16 protein-coding genes are annotated in these 13,188 nt (G+C 72.6%); 9 read left to right on the top strand and 7 right to left on the bottom strand.

Going from position 1 to position 13,188, the window contains the following annotated elements:
• Positions 1-106 precede the first annotated feature (106 nt).
• Positions 107-1,021 carry a DUF3558 domain-containing protein gene (locus J3486_RS42220; RefSeq protein ID WP_207829554.1) on the bottom strand — a complete coding sequence of 305 codons (915 nt, stop codon included), beginning with the start codon at positions 1,019-1,021 and terminating at the stop codon, positions 107-109.
• Positions 1,022-1,212: 191 nt separating this feature from the next.
• Between J3486_RS42220 and J3486_RS42215 the strand changes: the two genes are divergently transcribed.
• Positions 1,213-2,406 (top strand): RtcB family protein, encoded by a 1,194-nt coding sequence (locus J3486_RS42215; RefSeq protein WP_207829552.1) that lies wholly within the window; start codon positions 1,213-1,215, stop codon positions 2,404-2,406.
• A gap of 73 nt (positions 2,407-2,479) precedes the next feature.
• Here J3486_RS42215 and J3486_RS42210 read toward each other — a convergent pair whose 3' ends face one another.
• Positions 2,480-3,373 carry an NADP-dependent oxidoreductase gene (locus J3486_RS42210; protein ID WP_207829661.1) on the bottom strand — a complete coding sequence of 298 codons (894 nt, stop codon included), beginning with the start codon at positions 3,371-3,373 and terminating at the stop codon, positions 2,480-2,482.
• A 169-nt stretch (positions 3,374-3,542) separates the two neighbouring features.
• Here J3486_RS42210 and J3486_RS42205 point away from each other — a divergent pair, with 169 nt between their 5' ends.
• Entirely contained in the window at positions 3,543-3,983 is a 441-nt protein-coding gene (locus J3486_RS42205; protein WP_207829550.1) for a helix-turn-helix domain-containing protein, read from the top strand.
• On the opposite strand, the gene J3486_RS42200 is transcribed toward J3486_RS42205, so the two are convergent.
• A complete protein-coding gene (locus J3486_RS42200; protein ID WP_207829549.1) occupies positions 3,984-4,436 on the bottom strand; it encodes a hypothetical protein in 453 nt (150 codons plus the stop codon).
• A 99-nt stretch (positions 4,437-4,535) separates the two neighbouring features.
• Between J3486_RS42200 and J3486_RS42195 the strand changes: the two genes are divergently transcribed.
• Genes J3486_RS42195 through J3486_RS42180 form a run of 4 tightly spaced genes read left to right on the top strand, consistent with a single transcriptional unit; the run spans position 4,536 to position 6,309 of the window.
• Positions 4,536-4,871 (top strand): YnfA family protein, encoded by a 336-nt coding sequence (locus J3486_RS42195; protein ID WP_207829546.1) that lies wholly within the window; start codon positions 4,536-4,538, stop codon positions 4,869-4,871.
• Positions 4,872-4,931: 60 nt separating this feature from the next.
• Positions 4,932-5,699 carry an SDR family NAD(P)-dependent oxidoreductase gene (locus J3486_RS42190; protein WP_207829544.1) on the top strand — a complete coding sequence of 256 codons (768 nt, stop codon included), beginning with the start codon at positions 4,932-4,934 and terminating at the stop codon, positions 5,697-5,699.
• A complete protein-coding gene (locus J3486_RS42185) occupies positions 5,689-5,862 on the top strand; it encodes a hypothetical protein (protein WP_207829542.1) in 174 nt (57 codons plus the stop codon). The genes J3486_RS42190 and J3486_RS42185 overlap by 11 nt, the downstream gene beginning before the upstream one ends.
• 9 nt (positions 5,863-5,871) lie before the next feature.
• Entirely contained in the window at positions 5,872-6,309 is a 438-nt protein-coding gene (locus J3486_RS42180; RefSeq protein WP_207829541.1) for a GNAT family N-acetyltransferase, read from the top strand.
• Here the strand turns inward: J3486_RS42180 and J3486_RS42175 are convergent.
• Entirely contained in the window at positions 6,306-7,127 is an 822-nt protein-coding gene (locus tag J3486_RS42175) for an AraC family transcriptional regulator (RefSeq protein ID WP_207829539.1), read from the bottom strand. The genes J3486_RS42180 and J3486_RS42175 overlap by 4 nt on opposite strands.
• Before the next feature lie 87 nt (positions 7,128-7,214).
• Here J3486_RS42175 and J3486_RS42170 point away from each other — a divergent pair, with 87 nt between their 5' ends.
• Positions 7,215-7,811, top strand: a complete 597-nt coding sequence (locus J3486_RS42170) for a TIGR03086 family metal-binding protein (protein WP_207829536.1) — start codon at positions 7,215-7,217, stop codon at positions 7,809-7,811.
• On the opposite strand, the gene J3486_RS42165 is transcribed toward J3486_RS42170, so the two are convergent.
• Positions 7,783-8,268 carry a GNAT family N-acetyltransferase gene (locus tag J3486_RS42165; protein WP_207829535.1) on the bottom strand — a complete coding sequence of 162 codons (486 nt, stop codon included), beginning with the start codon at positions 8,266-8,268 and terminating at the stop codon, positions 7,783-7,785. The two genes, J3486_RS42170 and J3486_RS42165, sit on opposite strands and share 29 nt — an antisense overlap.
• Before the next feature lie 159 nt (positions 8,269-8,427).
• Here J3486_RS42165 and J3486_RS42160 point away from each other — a divergent pair, with 159 nt between their 5' ends.
• Both J3486_RS42160 and J3486_RS42155 read left to right on the top strand, forming a co-directional pair.
• Complete coding sequence (locus J3486_RS42160) at positions 8,428-9,510, top strand: LLM class flavin-dependent oxidoreductase (protein ID WP_207829534.1); 1,083 nt, start codon at positions 8,428-8,430, stop codon at positions 9,508-9,510.
• Between the two features lie 2 nt (positions 9,511-9,512).
• On the top strand, positions 9,513-10,181 hold the full coding sequence (locus tag J3486_RS42155; protein ID WP_207829533.1) for a CE1759 family FMN reductase: 669 nt from the start codon (positions 9,513-9,515) through the stop codon (positions 10,179-10,181).
• On the opposite strand, the gene J3486_RS42150 is transcribed toward J3486_RS42155, so the two are convergent.
• Together J3486_RS42150 and J3486_RS42145 are read right to left on the bottom strand one after the other, a co-directional pair.
• Positions 10,164-11,735, bottom strand: a complete 1,572-nt coding sequence (locus J3486_RS42150) for a hypothetical protein (RefSeq protein ID WP_229379480.1) — start codon at positions 11,733-11,735, stop codon at positions 10,164-10,166. The genes J3486_RS42155 and J3486_RS42150 overlap by 18 nt on opposite strands.
• 97 nt (positions 11,736-11,832) lie before the next feature.
• Positions 11,833-13,140 (bottom strand): glycosyltransferase family 4 protein, encoded by a 1,308-nt coding sequence (locus J3486_RS42145; protein ID WP_207829655.1) that lies wholly within the window; start codon positions 13,138-13,140, stop codon positions 11,833-11,835.
• Positions 13,141-13,188: the final 48 nt, after the last annotated feature.

Here is a 13,188-nt window from a genome sequence, read left to right as displayed (position 1 = left end):
CGGTCTCCAGGCGGTCTCCACGAACCGGGTCCGATGGGCCACCGTACGCGCTACCCGTCCCGCACGCCTCGCGTTCCCCGGACCCGCCCCGCGCTCCCCGCGGCCCCTACTCGCTGAACTTGCCGACCAGTTTCAGGGCCAGTTCCTGCGCCCTGTCCTGCATTTCCTTGCTGTCCGGGACATCGCCGGAGGTGGCCGGCTGCGCCTCGTACTCGATGGTCACGACGACATTCGACGTGCGGAACACCACAGTCACGGTCCGGGTCCGCGAGCTCGTCGGTCCGGCCGGCACGTCGTTCAGGAACGCCTCGTCGCCGAGGCCGTCCAGCAGCCGCGGCCGCAGGTCGGCCGAGGCCCCGGAGGCGGACGGAGAGGCCGTCGCGGAGGACGAGGCGTCCCCGTCCCCGGACTGCGCGCCGGACTTCTTCCCGGACCCCTCGGCGTCACCCGCCGCGGCGGACGCGTCCGAGGACCCGGAGGACTCCGAGGAGTCGACAGATGCGGAAGAGCCGGACGATTCAGGCGAATCGCTCGCGTCCGGGGACGGCGGCTGCGGCACGGGCTCCGGCAGGTGCGCCTTGTCCGCCTTCGACGCGAAGACGTCCTCGGCCTTCGAGTCGTCGCTCACCGACGTGTCGTACGAGACCACCCGCTCGAAGTCCAGCGTCAGCCGGTGCGAGCCGCCCGCGGACGTGTCGTCCTTCCAGCGGCACCCGACCCTGCGCGCCGTGTCGAACGTGGTCGTCGCCACGCCCTCGTACGCCTTCTCGCGCTGATCCTGGTCCGTGATCTTCGCGATCCCCGGCAGCATCTCGTCCAGCATGTCCTGACCGGGCTGACTGCACGGCTCCGGCAGCGTCCGGTACTTGCCCGGCTTCGCGGCGGACGCCGTGGCGCTCGTGCTGCCCGGCTTGGAGTCGTCGGTGCCGGCGCCGTCGTCCGAACTCCCGCTGCATCCGGCGAGCAGCGCCGTCAGGAGTACGGCGACACCCGGCACGTACGCGTACGACTTCCGCTGCACCCTGGGGCTCCTTGCTGGTCACGTGCTGGGTTATTCGGTTGCCGCCACAAGGCGCCCGATGCTGCCATGTCTATCGCACGCACCGCCGTGAACGCCGGTCCCACATCCGATTCGTGGACCTTGGCTCCGGTATTTCCGTTTCCATACTTACAGTCATTTAGGGCCAACACGGCCGATTTACGGGGGATTTCATGTCTTACGTAGAGGTTCCGGGGGCGAAGGTCCCCATCCGGATGTGGACCGACCCGGCGTCCGTCGAGGACGTCGCGATGCAGCAGCTGCGCAACGTGGCGACGCTGCCCTGGATCAAGGGCCTCGCCGTCATGCCCGACGTCCACTACGGCAAGGGCGCGACGGTCGGTTCGGTCATCGCGATGCAGGGCGCGGTCTGCCCGGCGGCGGTCGGGGTCGACATCGGGTGCGGAATGAGCGCGGTGAAGACGTCACTGACCGCCAACGACCTGCCCGGTGACCTGTCGCGGCTGCGCTCGAAGATCGAGCAGGCGATCCCGGTGGGGCGCGGCATGCACGACGACCCCGTCGACCCGGGGCGGCTGCACGGGTTCGCGACCGGCGGGTGGGAGGACTTCTGGGGGCGGTTCGACGGGGTCGCCGATGCGGTGAAGTTCCGGGAGCAGCGGGCGGCCAAGCAGATGGGGACGCTGGGCTCGGGGAATCACTTCATCGAGCTTTGTGTGGATACGTCCGGTGCGGTGTGGCTCATGCTGCACTCCGGTTCCCGCAACATCGGCAAGGAGCTGGCCGACCATCACATCGGCGTCGCGCAGAGCCTGTCGCACAACCAGAACCTGGTCGACCGCGATCTCGCCGTCTTCATCGCGCAGACCCCGCAGATGGCGGCGTACCGCAACGACCTGTTCTGGGCGCAGGAGTACGCGAAGCGCAACCGCTCGATCATGATGGCGCTCTTCAAGGACGTGATCCGCAAGGAGTTCAAGAAGGCCAAGGTCGCCTTCGAGCCGGAGATCAGCGCTCACCACAACTACGTGAGTGAGGAGCGGTACGACGGAATGGACCTGCTGGTCACGCGGAAGGGCGCGATCCGGGCGGGCTCGGGCGAGTACGGGATCATCCCGGGCTCCATGGGCACGGGTTCGTACATCGTGAAGGGTCTCGGCAACGCGGCGTCCTTCAACTCCGCGTCGCACGGCGCCGGCCGCAAGATGAGCCGCAACGCCGCGAAGAAGCGCTTCTCCACGCGCGACCTGGAGGAGCAGACCCGGGGCGTGGAGTGCCGCAAGGACTCCGGTGTCGTGGACGAGATTCCGGGCGCGTACAAGCCGATCGAGCAGGTCATCGAGCAGCAGCGGGACCTGGTCGAGGTGGTGGCGAAGCTCAAGCAGGTCGTCTGTGTGAAGGGCTGAACCCGTGGAAGGGCCCGAGCCGTCGCGGCTCGGGCCCCTTCTGCCGTGTGTCCGCGGGCCGTCGTGGCGCGGCTCAAGGGATCAGCACCAGCCGCCCCCGCACCCCGCCCTCGGCCAGTCGCGCGTGGGCCTTCTCCGCGTCCGTGAGGGCGTAGGTCTGCGCGACCCGGGTCGTCAGGACGCCGTCCTGCGCGAGCCGGACGAGTTCGGCCAGGCGCCTGCCGTCCGCCGCGACCTCCACCGCGCCGGTGCGCACCCCGCGCTCGGAGGCCGGGGCCGCCCCGGGGATGACGCCCGCGTACCGGCCTTCGTCCCGTACCCAGGACAGGGCCTCGGCGCCGATGACCGCCGCGTCGAGGACCGCGTCGGCCGGCCGGGCGGGGGCCGAGCCGCGCGGGACGAAGTGGGTCGCGCCCAGGCCGCGGAGCAGTTCCTCGTCGTCCTCGCCCGCGTACGCCGTGACCTCGATGCCCCGGTGCGCGGCGAGCTGGATCGCGTAGCCGCCGACCGCGCCCGCGGCGCCCGTGACCAGGAGCGACTGCCCGGGTTCCAGGGCGAGCAGGTCCAGGGCCTGGGCCGCGGTGAGGGCGTTGAGGGGGAGGGTGGCCGCGTGGGCCGGGTCCGTGGCGGCCGGTGCCAGGGCCGCCGCCGAGGCGTCCACGACTACGTGATCGGCGTGGGTGCCCAGGGAGCTGCCCATCCCGTGGAACAGGGCGACGACCTCGTCGCCGACGGCGAATCCCGCCGCGACGCCCACCGCGTCGACCGTTCCCGCGACGTCCCAGCCGAGGCCGAGGCGCCGGCCGGCGCCGCCGAAGATGCCGGAGCGGACGCCCGCGTCGACCGGGTTGAGGGTGGCGGCCGCGACCTTGACGCGGATCTGGCCCGCGCCCGGCTCGGGGCGCTCGACGTCGACGATCTCGACCGCCTCGGGGCCGCCGAAGGACGTGACGACTGCCGCGCGCATCTTGTTTCCCATGACAACTCCCTTATGGATAAGCCCAGTTGGGCTTGTCTGTAGTGCTTTCCTTTCCGCAGTGATGACTCTATGGAGTGCTACTCTCCTTTGGTAAGTACGTACGTGGGGGTGCGTACCTCACCGAGGGGTGCGCGCACGGGCCGGAGGGGGAGCGGGCATGGCGACGATGACGGCGGCGCAGCGGCGCGAGCGGGAGCGGTTCGCGTACGACGCGTTCTTGAAGGAGTGCCCGACCAATCAGCTGCTCGCGCGGCTGAGCGACAAGTGGGTGAGCCTGGTCGTCGCGGCGCTGGCCGAGCGCGACGGGCCCCTGCGCTACTCCGACCTGGGCCGGAAGATCGCGGGCGTCAGCCAGAAGATGCTGACGCAGACGCTGCGGGCCCTGGAGCGGGACGGGATCGTGGCGCGGGCCGTGACCCCGTCGGTGCCGGTGCGGGTCGACTACGAGCTGACCGCGCTGGGGCGCAGCCTGAGCGGTCTGCTCGTCGCCGTGAAGCACTGGGCGGAGGCGCACATGGACGAGGTGGCCGTGGCCCGGGAGAGCTACGACGGCCGGGCGCGGCAGGAGCCGCGACCGGCCGCGGGCGTTCAGGGGTAGTCAGAAGTAGTACGTGTCGCCCGTGTCCAGGACCAGCACCTTGTGCCGGTTGTTCTGCGGGTTGTGGTCGGCGGTGCCGCCGCTCCAGACGGTGTCGAGGCGGACGGTGACCTCGGAGGGGGCCCCGGCGAGCCGGACATCGACCGTGAGCGGGGTGCCGAGCGCGGCGGCGGGCAGCGCGCCCGTGCGGCAGTCGACGGTGCGCGGGCCGCTGCGCAGACAGGCGGCGGGCAGCGCGTCCTGCGCGTCGGCGAGCGGCGCGGACCAGGCGAGCCGGAGCGTGGCGTCGGGGACGTCGGTGGGGCCGTGGTTCTGCGGGGTGAGGGTGACGGTGACGTGTCCGCGGGCCATGGTGACGGTGCCGTGGTGGGCGAGGTCGGCCTCGCCGGCCGAAGCGCCGTCCGCGGGCAGCAGGAGGAGCAGGGCCGGGGCGAGCGCGAGTGCGGGGTGCATGGGTGGCCTCCGTGTGGCGCATGGGGCGGTCGGGCCGATCTATCCCACGTGCGCCGGGCCGTGACACGTCGGGGACCCCCGCATGCCACCCTGTGGCGCATGACCGTCGCCCGATCCGTGCTCCTGTTCGTCCTCGCCGCGCTCTTCGAGATCGGGGGAGCCTGGCTGGTCTGGCAGGGGGTGCGGGAGCACCGCGGCTGGGCGTGGATCGGCGCCGGGGTGATCGCGCTCGGCCTGTACGGGTTCGTGGCCACGCTGCAGCCGGACGGCGAGTTCGGGCGGATCCTGGCGGCGTACGGCGGGGTCTTCGTGGCGGGCTCGATCGCCTGGGGGATGGTCGCCGACGGGTACCGGCCGACCCGCTGGGACGTGCTCGGGGCGCTGATCTGCCTGGCCGGGATGGCCGTGATCATGTACGCCCCGCGGGGTGACTGACCCGGCGCCTATCCTTGGGCGGGTCGACCTTCGCACCATACGTACGTACGAGGAGCAGCCATGGCCCCCGCCCCCGCATCCCGCATCGCCGTCGTCACGGGCGCGAGCAGCGGCATCGGCGCCGCGACGGCCCGGCAGCTGGCGGCGGCCGGGTACCGGGTGGTGCTGACGGCCCGCCGCAAGGACCGGATCGAGGCGCTGGCGGAGGAGATCAACGCGGCCGGGCACCAGGCCGCCGCGTACGCCCTGGACGTCACCGACCGCGCGGCGGTCGACGAGTTCGCGACCGCGTTCAAGACGATCGGGGTCCTGGTGAACAACGCGGGCGGCGCGCTCGGCGCCGACCCGGTCGCCACCGGTGACCCCGCGCAGTGGCGCCAGATGTACGAGACGAACGTGCTGGGCACGCTGAACGTGACGCAGGCCCTGCTGCCCGCGCTCACCGCGTCCGGCGACGGCACGGTCGTCGTGCTCTCCTCCACGGCCGGGCACGGCACGTACGAGGGCGGCGGCGGTTACGTGGCCGCCAAGCACGCCGAGCACGTGCTCGCGGAGACGCTGCGCCTGGAGATCGTGGGCACGCCGGTGCGGGTCATCGAGGTGGCGCCCGGCATGGTGAAGACGGACGAGTTCGCGCTGACCCGGTTCGGCGGCGACCAGGAGAAGGCGTCGAAGGTGTACGCGGGCGTGGCCGAGCCGCTGACCGCGGACGACGTCGCCGACACGATCGCCTGGGCGGTGACGCGCCCGCCGCACGTGAACATCGACCTGCTGGTGGTCCGCCCGCGCGCCCAGGCGTCCAACACCAAGGTCCACCGTGAGCTCTGACGCGCCGGACCCGCTGGACGTCCTGCAGCGGGAGTTCGACGAGCGCAGGCTCGCCGAGGAGAAGAAGGGCGAGCGGTACATGTGGTGGTACCTCGGCTACTTCCTCTTCGGCATCCACATCGTCGCGTTCGTCATGATCTACGCGATCAAGCACGCCGAGTAGCCTGCGCGCATGAAGATCGTCGACCTTGAGCCCGGGGACGCCCGTCTGGCGTCCGAAGTCCTGCCCGTGCTGCGGGAGTTGCGTCCGCACCTGACCGAAGAGTCCTTTTCTGCGGTGTACGCGGAGGGGTACGGGCAGGGGCTGCGGTTCACCGCCGCGTACGACGCCGACGGGCGGTGCGTGGGCGTCGCGGGCTGGCGGGTGATCGCCAACACGAGCCGGCTGCGCAAGCTGTACGTCGACGATCTGGTGACGGCCGAGGCGGCCCGGTCGGGCGGGGTGGGCCAGGCGCTGCTGGCGTATCTGGAGGAGGCGGCGGTCCGGCAGGGCTGTCACTGCCTGGACCTGGACTCGGGGACCCGGCGCACGGATGCGCACCGGTTCTATCTGCGCGAGCGGATGGCGATCGACGCGTTCCACTTCAGCAAGCCGCTCGGCACGCCCTAGCCGTCGGCCGGGTACGCCGTCGGTGACACCCCGAGCGTGGCGGTGAAGTCGCGTACGAGGTGGGCCTGGTCCGCGTAGCCGAGGTCGGCGGCGAGGGCGGCCCAGTCGATGTCGTCGCGGCGGGCGGCGGTCTCGACCGCCTCGTGGATGCGGTAGCGCAGCACGCACCACTTGGGGCTGACGCCCACGTACCCGGCGAACAGCCGCTGCAGCGAGCGCACCGAGAGCCCCTCCTCGCGGGCCAGGTCCGCGACCCTGCGCACCCCGCGCTCGGCCTGGATCCGGGCGACGACGCGGCACGCAAGATCGGCCTGCGGGTCCGGCGCGGCGGGGGCGAGGGGGAGCAGGTAGGCGTCGAGGGCGGCGGCCCGGCCGCGGTCGTCGGCCGGGGTGAGGACCGCGGCCGGGTCGGTCGCCGGGAACACCTCCTCGTACGGCAGCACCCGGCCCGTCCACGCGGAGACCGGCACGTCCGGCGCGAACGGCCGGAACGCGCCCGGCCGGAACTTCACCCCGCACACCCGGCCGCGCCCGGTGAGCTTGCGGGTGTAGAGCCCGGGGGCCCAGACGCCGGTGAACTCCCCGTAGGGGCCGTTCCGGTGCGGCTCGTCCTCGTCCCACTGGAACGTCAGGTTCACCGCGGGGTGCGCGAGGATGTGCGAGGCGTAGGGCGCGGGCAGGTCCCAGTCGATGAACCAGTAGCTCTCCACGTGCGCGCGCAGGGCGGGCGCCGGCACGTGCCGCCGGAACCGGACGCGGCTCAGCAGCGCGGCCGGGTCGACGATCCCGCGGGTGTCACGGTCACGGTCCTGGTCCATGTCCGGATCGTAGGGCGGGGCACTGACAACGGCAGGGTGACGCGTTTCTTCAAGAGGCCGGAGCCGTGGCTCCGTACGGTCGAAGGCATGAACGCGAACAACACGTACGCGACGAACGACGTGGACCCGCGCGAGCTGCTGGCCGTGGCGGCCGAGCGGGCCGTTCCGGTCGTGGCCGGGATCGACGACAAGGCCCTCGCCGAACCGACCCCGTGCGCGGACTACGACGTGAAGGCACTGGTCAACCACCTGTTCCAGGTGGTCGTGGAGTTCCAGAAACTGGCCGTGAAGCAGGACTCGGACTTCAGCACGATGCCGGACCGGGTGGCCGAGGGTCCGGACTGGCGGGAGCGATTCGCCGGGCAGGCGCGGGCGCTCGTCGCGGCGTGGTCGGGGCCGGGCGCGCTGGACGGCACGAGCGGCGCGATGAAGATGCCGGCCCGGCTCGTCGCGGGGATGGCGCTGCTCGACCTGACCGTGCACGCGTGGGATCTGGCGCGGGCCACGGGGCAGGAGTACGAGGCCGAGCCGCGCGTCGTCGCGGAGCTGGCCGGCGCGGTGGACGAGCTCTCGCCCACCGCGCGGAAGATGGGCGTGTTCGGGCCGCCGGTCGAGGTCCCCGGCGACGCGTCGCCGTTCGCCCGGCTCCTCGCGGCTACGGGGCGCGATCCGCGGCAGGGCTGACCTCGGCGGCCAGGCTGTAGCGCAGCTTCTCCTTGGCGTGGGCGCCGAGCCGGTCGTAGAAGCGGGCCGCGTCCTTGTTCCAGGTGGGCGTCTGCCACTGGATCTCGTCGAGGCCGAGGGCGCGCGCCTCGGCGGCGACGGCGGCCACGAGGAGCCGGCCGATGCCGCCGCCGCGGGCGTCCGCGCTCAGGTACAGGCAGTCCATGTGCAGGTAGGCGCGGCCCTGCCAGGTGGAGAGCGCGGGCTCGCAGGAGGCGTACCCGACGATGCCGTGCTCCGCCGACTCGGCCACCAGGCAGCGCAGCCGGGGCTCGGGTGTGCCGAAGAGCAGCGCGTCGAGCCGCTGCGCGAGGTCGGGCGCGGGCGGGTCGGCCCGCTCGAACGCGGCGTGCTCGGCGATCAGCCGCACGACGCGGGGCAGGTCGGCGGGACGGGCGTGCCGGACGGTCGCGGTCATCGGACGCCTCCCGCCAGGGTGTCGGCGCCCCGGGCGGGGGCGGTGCCGGTCAGGTGGTCGTTCATGGGGGCCATCATGCCCGGCCGGGAATAGCGGGACGGGGGGCACCGTTCTGCAGGTATAGTTGAACAGTCAACAACCTGCGGAAGGTGAGCAGTCATGCAGTTCGGGATCTTCACCGTCGGTGATGTCACGGTCGACCCGACGACCGGTCGTGCCCCCAGTGAGCACGAGCGGATCAAGGCGATGCTCGCCATCGCGCAGAAGGCGGAGGAGGTCGGTCTGGACGTCTTCGCGACCGGTGAGCACCACAACCCGCCGTTCGTGCCGTCCTCGCCGACGACGATGCTCGGCTACATCGCCGCCCGCACCGAGAACCTGATCCTGTCCACGTCCACGACGCTGATCACGACCAATGACCCGGTGAAGATCGCCGAGGACTTCGCGATGCTGCAGCACGTCGCGGACGGCCGGGTCGACGTGATGATGGGCCGCGGCAACACCGGGCCGGTCTATCCGTGGTTCGGCAAGGACATCCGCGACGGCATCGACCTGGCCATCGAGAACTACGCGCTGCTGCGCCGGCTGTGGGACGAGGACGTGGTGACCTGGAAGGGCAAGTTCCGCACGCCGCTGCAGTCCTTCACCTCCACGCCGCGGCCGCTGGACGGGGTGGCGCCGTTCGTCTGGCACGGCTCCATCCGGTCCCCGGAGATCGCCGAGCAGGCCGCGTACTACGGCGACGGCTTCTTCCACAACAACATCTTCTGGCCGGCCAGCCACACCCGGCAGATGGTGAACCTGTACCGCCAGCGCTACGCCCACTACGGGCACGGCACCCCCGAGCAGGCCATCGTCGGCCTGGGCGGGCAGGTGTTCATGCGCAAGAACTCCCAGGACGCGGTGCGCGAGTTCCGCCCCTACTTCGACAACGCGCCGGTCTACGGCCACGGCCCCTCGCTGGAGGAGTTCACCCGCGAGACCCCGCTGACCGTCGGCTCCCCGCAACAGGTCATCGAGCGGACCCTGTCCTTCCGTGACGTCGTGGGCGACTACCAGCGCCAGCTGTTCCTGATGGACCACGCGGGCCTGCCGCTCAAGACGGTCCTGGAGCAGCTCGACCTGCTCGGCGAACAGGTCGTGCCGGTGCTGCGCAAGGAGTTCGCGAACCTCAAGCCGGCCACCGTGCCGGACGCCCCGACCCACGCCGCCCGGGTCGCGGCCGCCCAGGAGGCGAAGTAGAGATGAAGCTTGTCGTCGTGTCCGCGGGGCTGAGCTCCCCGTCGTCGACCCGGCTGCTCGCCGACCGGCTCGCCGCGGCGACCGTGGCGCGGGTGGACGCCGAGGTGCAGGTGATCGAGCTGCGCGACCACGCCACCGAGATCGCCCAGCACTTCGTCACCGGGTTCCCGCCCGCCCGGCTCGCCGCCGCGCTCGACGCGGTGGCGGCCGCGGACGGCCTGATCGCCGTCTCGCCGGTGTTCTCGGCCTCGTACAGCGGACTGTTCAAGTCGTTCTTCGACCTGATCGACAAGGACGCCCTGACCGGCAAGCCGGTGCTGCTCGGTGCGACCGGCGGCACCGCCCGCCACTCCCTGGTCACCGAACACGCCCTGCGTCCCCTGTTCACCTACCTGCGCGCCCTCGCCCTGCCCACCGCCGTCTACGCGGCGTCCGAGGACTGGGGCGAGGACGGCCTCGCCCACCGCATCACCCGCGCCGGCGACGAACTGGCCCGCTTCATGGCACCGGCATCCGCCGTCGGCACGGCGGCCCCGGATGTCGACACCGCCGCGGCCATCGCGCCGCGCTCCTTGCACGGCGCGATCACCTCGGTGGACCCGCAGGACGGCTTCGGCGCGAACCTCGTCCCCTTCGAGCAGCGGCTGGCGGCGCTACGGCCCGCCGAGTAGTCGCAGCTCGTACGGGACCGGCGCCTTCCACGCCGTCCAGCCACCGGTGTGCGGCAGCACGTACGGCGTCCAGTCCCGGGCGTAGCGCGGCGGGCGGGCGCCGGGGCCGGTGAGGAGCGCGGTGGGCACCCGGGCCGCGCGGTGCAGCAGGCCCGCGCGGGTCGTGTTGGTGTTGTTGCCCTTGATCTGGACGACGGCACAGCCCGCCGCGTAGCCGATGGGCGTGGCGCGCGGGCCGGTGACCAGGCAGGGCGGCGTCAGGCCCATCGTGCGCAGACCGCGCGCGGCGGCGACGTACCGGCCGTCGGTGGCCGCCGTGGAGTCGGTCACCCGGTGCAGGACCAGGGCCTGCGACGCGATCTGCAGCCCGATGAGGGCGACCGCGGCGACGGCCAGCGGGCGGGGCCGCTTCAGGTGCCGCAGCAGCACCGCGACCGGGAGGGAGAGCAGCGCGTACGCCGGGAGCAGGAAGCGGGGCGCCGAGTAGCCGATGAGGAGCAGGTACGAGACGCTCAGCGTCGCCGCGCAGGCGACGGGGAGCGCGCTGACCGTCAGGCGCCGCTCGCGCCGTGCCACGTAGAGCGCGAGCACCACGAGGACCGGCAGCGCCGTCCACCACAGGGCGAACAGCGGCTGGTGCGGCGTGCCCGCGGTGCAGGGGCGGCACAGCAGCGGACCGTTCACCGAGCGCCAGACCGTGCCGAGATTCGGGTGCAGACCCATGTCGCCCTCGGTGGCGCTGGAGACCCGCAGCCGCTCGGGCACCCCGCCCCAGCGCAGATACGCCTCGGTGACCCACTGGGCGAGCCCGGCCACGAGGCCCGCGGCCAGCCACGGCAGGGTCCGCCTGCGGCCGCGTACGAGCAGGGCGTACGCGGCGAGCGGCAGCGTCAGCCAGACCGCGTCCGGCGCCCGGAACAGGGCCACCGCGGCGACGCACAGGGCGAGCTGCCAGGTGCCGCCGCGCAGCGCCCAGCCCACGGCGCCGACCGCGCCGAACGCCACCCACAGGTTGGGCATCGCCATCGAGCCGGACAGCAGGGTGATCCACAGGCTGCCGAAGAGCAGCGCGGCGAAGGCGGTGGTGCGGGCGCCGACCAGCGGGCGCCACACCCGGAACGCCGCGTACAGGGCGAGGGCGGACAAGGCGGCGAGCGCGGCCCGCAGCACGAGCGGGTCGGCGGTCACCGCGACCAGCGGCGCCGTGAGCAGGCTCGTGCCGCGCGAGCGCGGCGCGCTGAAGAAGGCGGCCGGATTGCGCGGGTCGTACTGGGAGATGTAGACGGCCTCGTCCCATCCGTAGGCGTGGCCCAAGGAGGTGACGACGAAGGTGAGTTGGACCGCTGCGTAGAGTGCGGCGACCGCCACGAGCCAGATGTCGGGGCCCGGGATGCGCCGGTCGTCGGAGCGGCGGTACGGGCGGGTGCGCGGGGGAGCCGACGCCGGGGCGGTGGCGGGTCCGGCGGCCGCGAGAGCGAGCGCACCCGAGAAGCCCGGGACGCCGAGGAAGCCGGAGAGGGAGGGGCGGAGGGCGGGCCGCCACCGACTGGTCAAACCCGTCCTCCGTCCCTGCGGGGCCCGTCGTCGCCGGGGATCGGGGGCCAAGTGCCCCGGTGGGACGGGCCGTTCACGGGGCGCCGCGGCCGTGGTGCTACGGCGTGCGGGGCCGGGCGGTGGTCCCCCTGCTGTGGCCTCGACCTTCATGGTGTGTCCCCCCTCGCCCGTCCGTGCGCAGGTCGCGTGCCGAACGGGCCTTCCTGCGCGCCCAGTTGGCGGCCCGGGCGCGAAGCCGTTGCCATGCACGACGCCGTCGCGTCGCTTCGAGTTGGGTGAAAAGCAAGCCATATCGGGCGGCGATCGGCTCCGGGTCGTAGCGCCGCGCGGACACCAGCGCCGCCGCGCCCATCGCCGTGCGGGCCGTCCGGTCCTCGATCAGGGTGACCATCGCCTCGGCGAGCGCCCGGGAGTCGCCGACGGGGACGAGGAGTCCGTCGCGCCCGTCCGTGATGATCTCCCCGGGGCCCAGCGGCGCGTCCGTGCTGACCACGGGCACCCCGCAGCGCATCGCCTCCACCAGCGTCATCCCGAACGACTCCGCGTCCGAGGCGCTGACCACGATCGACGCCTTGGCGAACTCCGGTTCGATCGGCGACACCGCGCCCATCAGGCGGGCCCGCCCGGTGAGCCCGAGCCCCGTCACCAGATCCCGCAGCCGCTCCTCCTGCGCGCCGCCGCCGTAGATCCGCAGCTCCCAGTCGGGCTCCTTCGCCGCGACCGCGGCGAACGCCTCCAGGAGCAGGTCGTAGCGCTTGCCGGGGGCGAGCCGCCCGGCCGCCGCGATGACCTTCGACGTGCCGTCCGAGGGCGGTACGCAGGCCGGCGGCACGATGTTCGGCACGGACAGCACCCGCACCCCCGGCAGCGGCATCCGCGACCGGTAGACCGCGGCGTCCTCCTCGGTCATCGTCACGACCGCGTCGAGCCGCCGGTAGTGCCGGGCGAGCACCTTGCGCAGCTTCTTGGTGTGCGCGTCGTGGCGCAGGTGCTCCTGCGCGATGCGCAGCGCCCGCGCGGGGCCCCACTGGGCGAGGTAGACGTTGATGCCGGGACGGGTGCCGATGACGACGTCCGCGTCGCACCGCTCCTCCAGGTACGCGCGCACGCGCTGGTCGTGCAGGAGCGAGTACTGCTTGTAGCGCTTCTCCTCGGCCGGGAAGACCCGGGCCGGCTCGCCGAACGCGGGCAGCCCGCTGTCCGCGCCGTCCGCCCGGGTGTCCACGAGCGGAACGAGACCGATGCGCGGGTCGACGGGGAAACGCGGGGTCTCCCTGTGCCGGGACATCGACACGATCTCCACCTCGTGACCGCCGTGCTCGACGAGCGCGGCGGCGAGGTTGAGCGTGGTGCGCACCGTGCCGCCGATGGCGTACACGTTGTGCAACAGGAACACGATCTTCATGCGTACTGCCTTCCCCGGCATGCCCCCAATGTCCGGAGTGAGCCTGCT

The organism is Streptomyces sp. VRA16 Mangrove soil, from assembly GCF_017377775.1.
Classification (GTDB): Bacteria; Actinomycetota; Actinomycetes; order Streptomycetales; family Streptomycetaceae; genus Streptomyces.
This window is presented reverse-complemented; position numbering and strand designations above follow the sequence as displayed.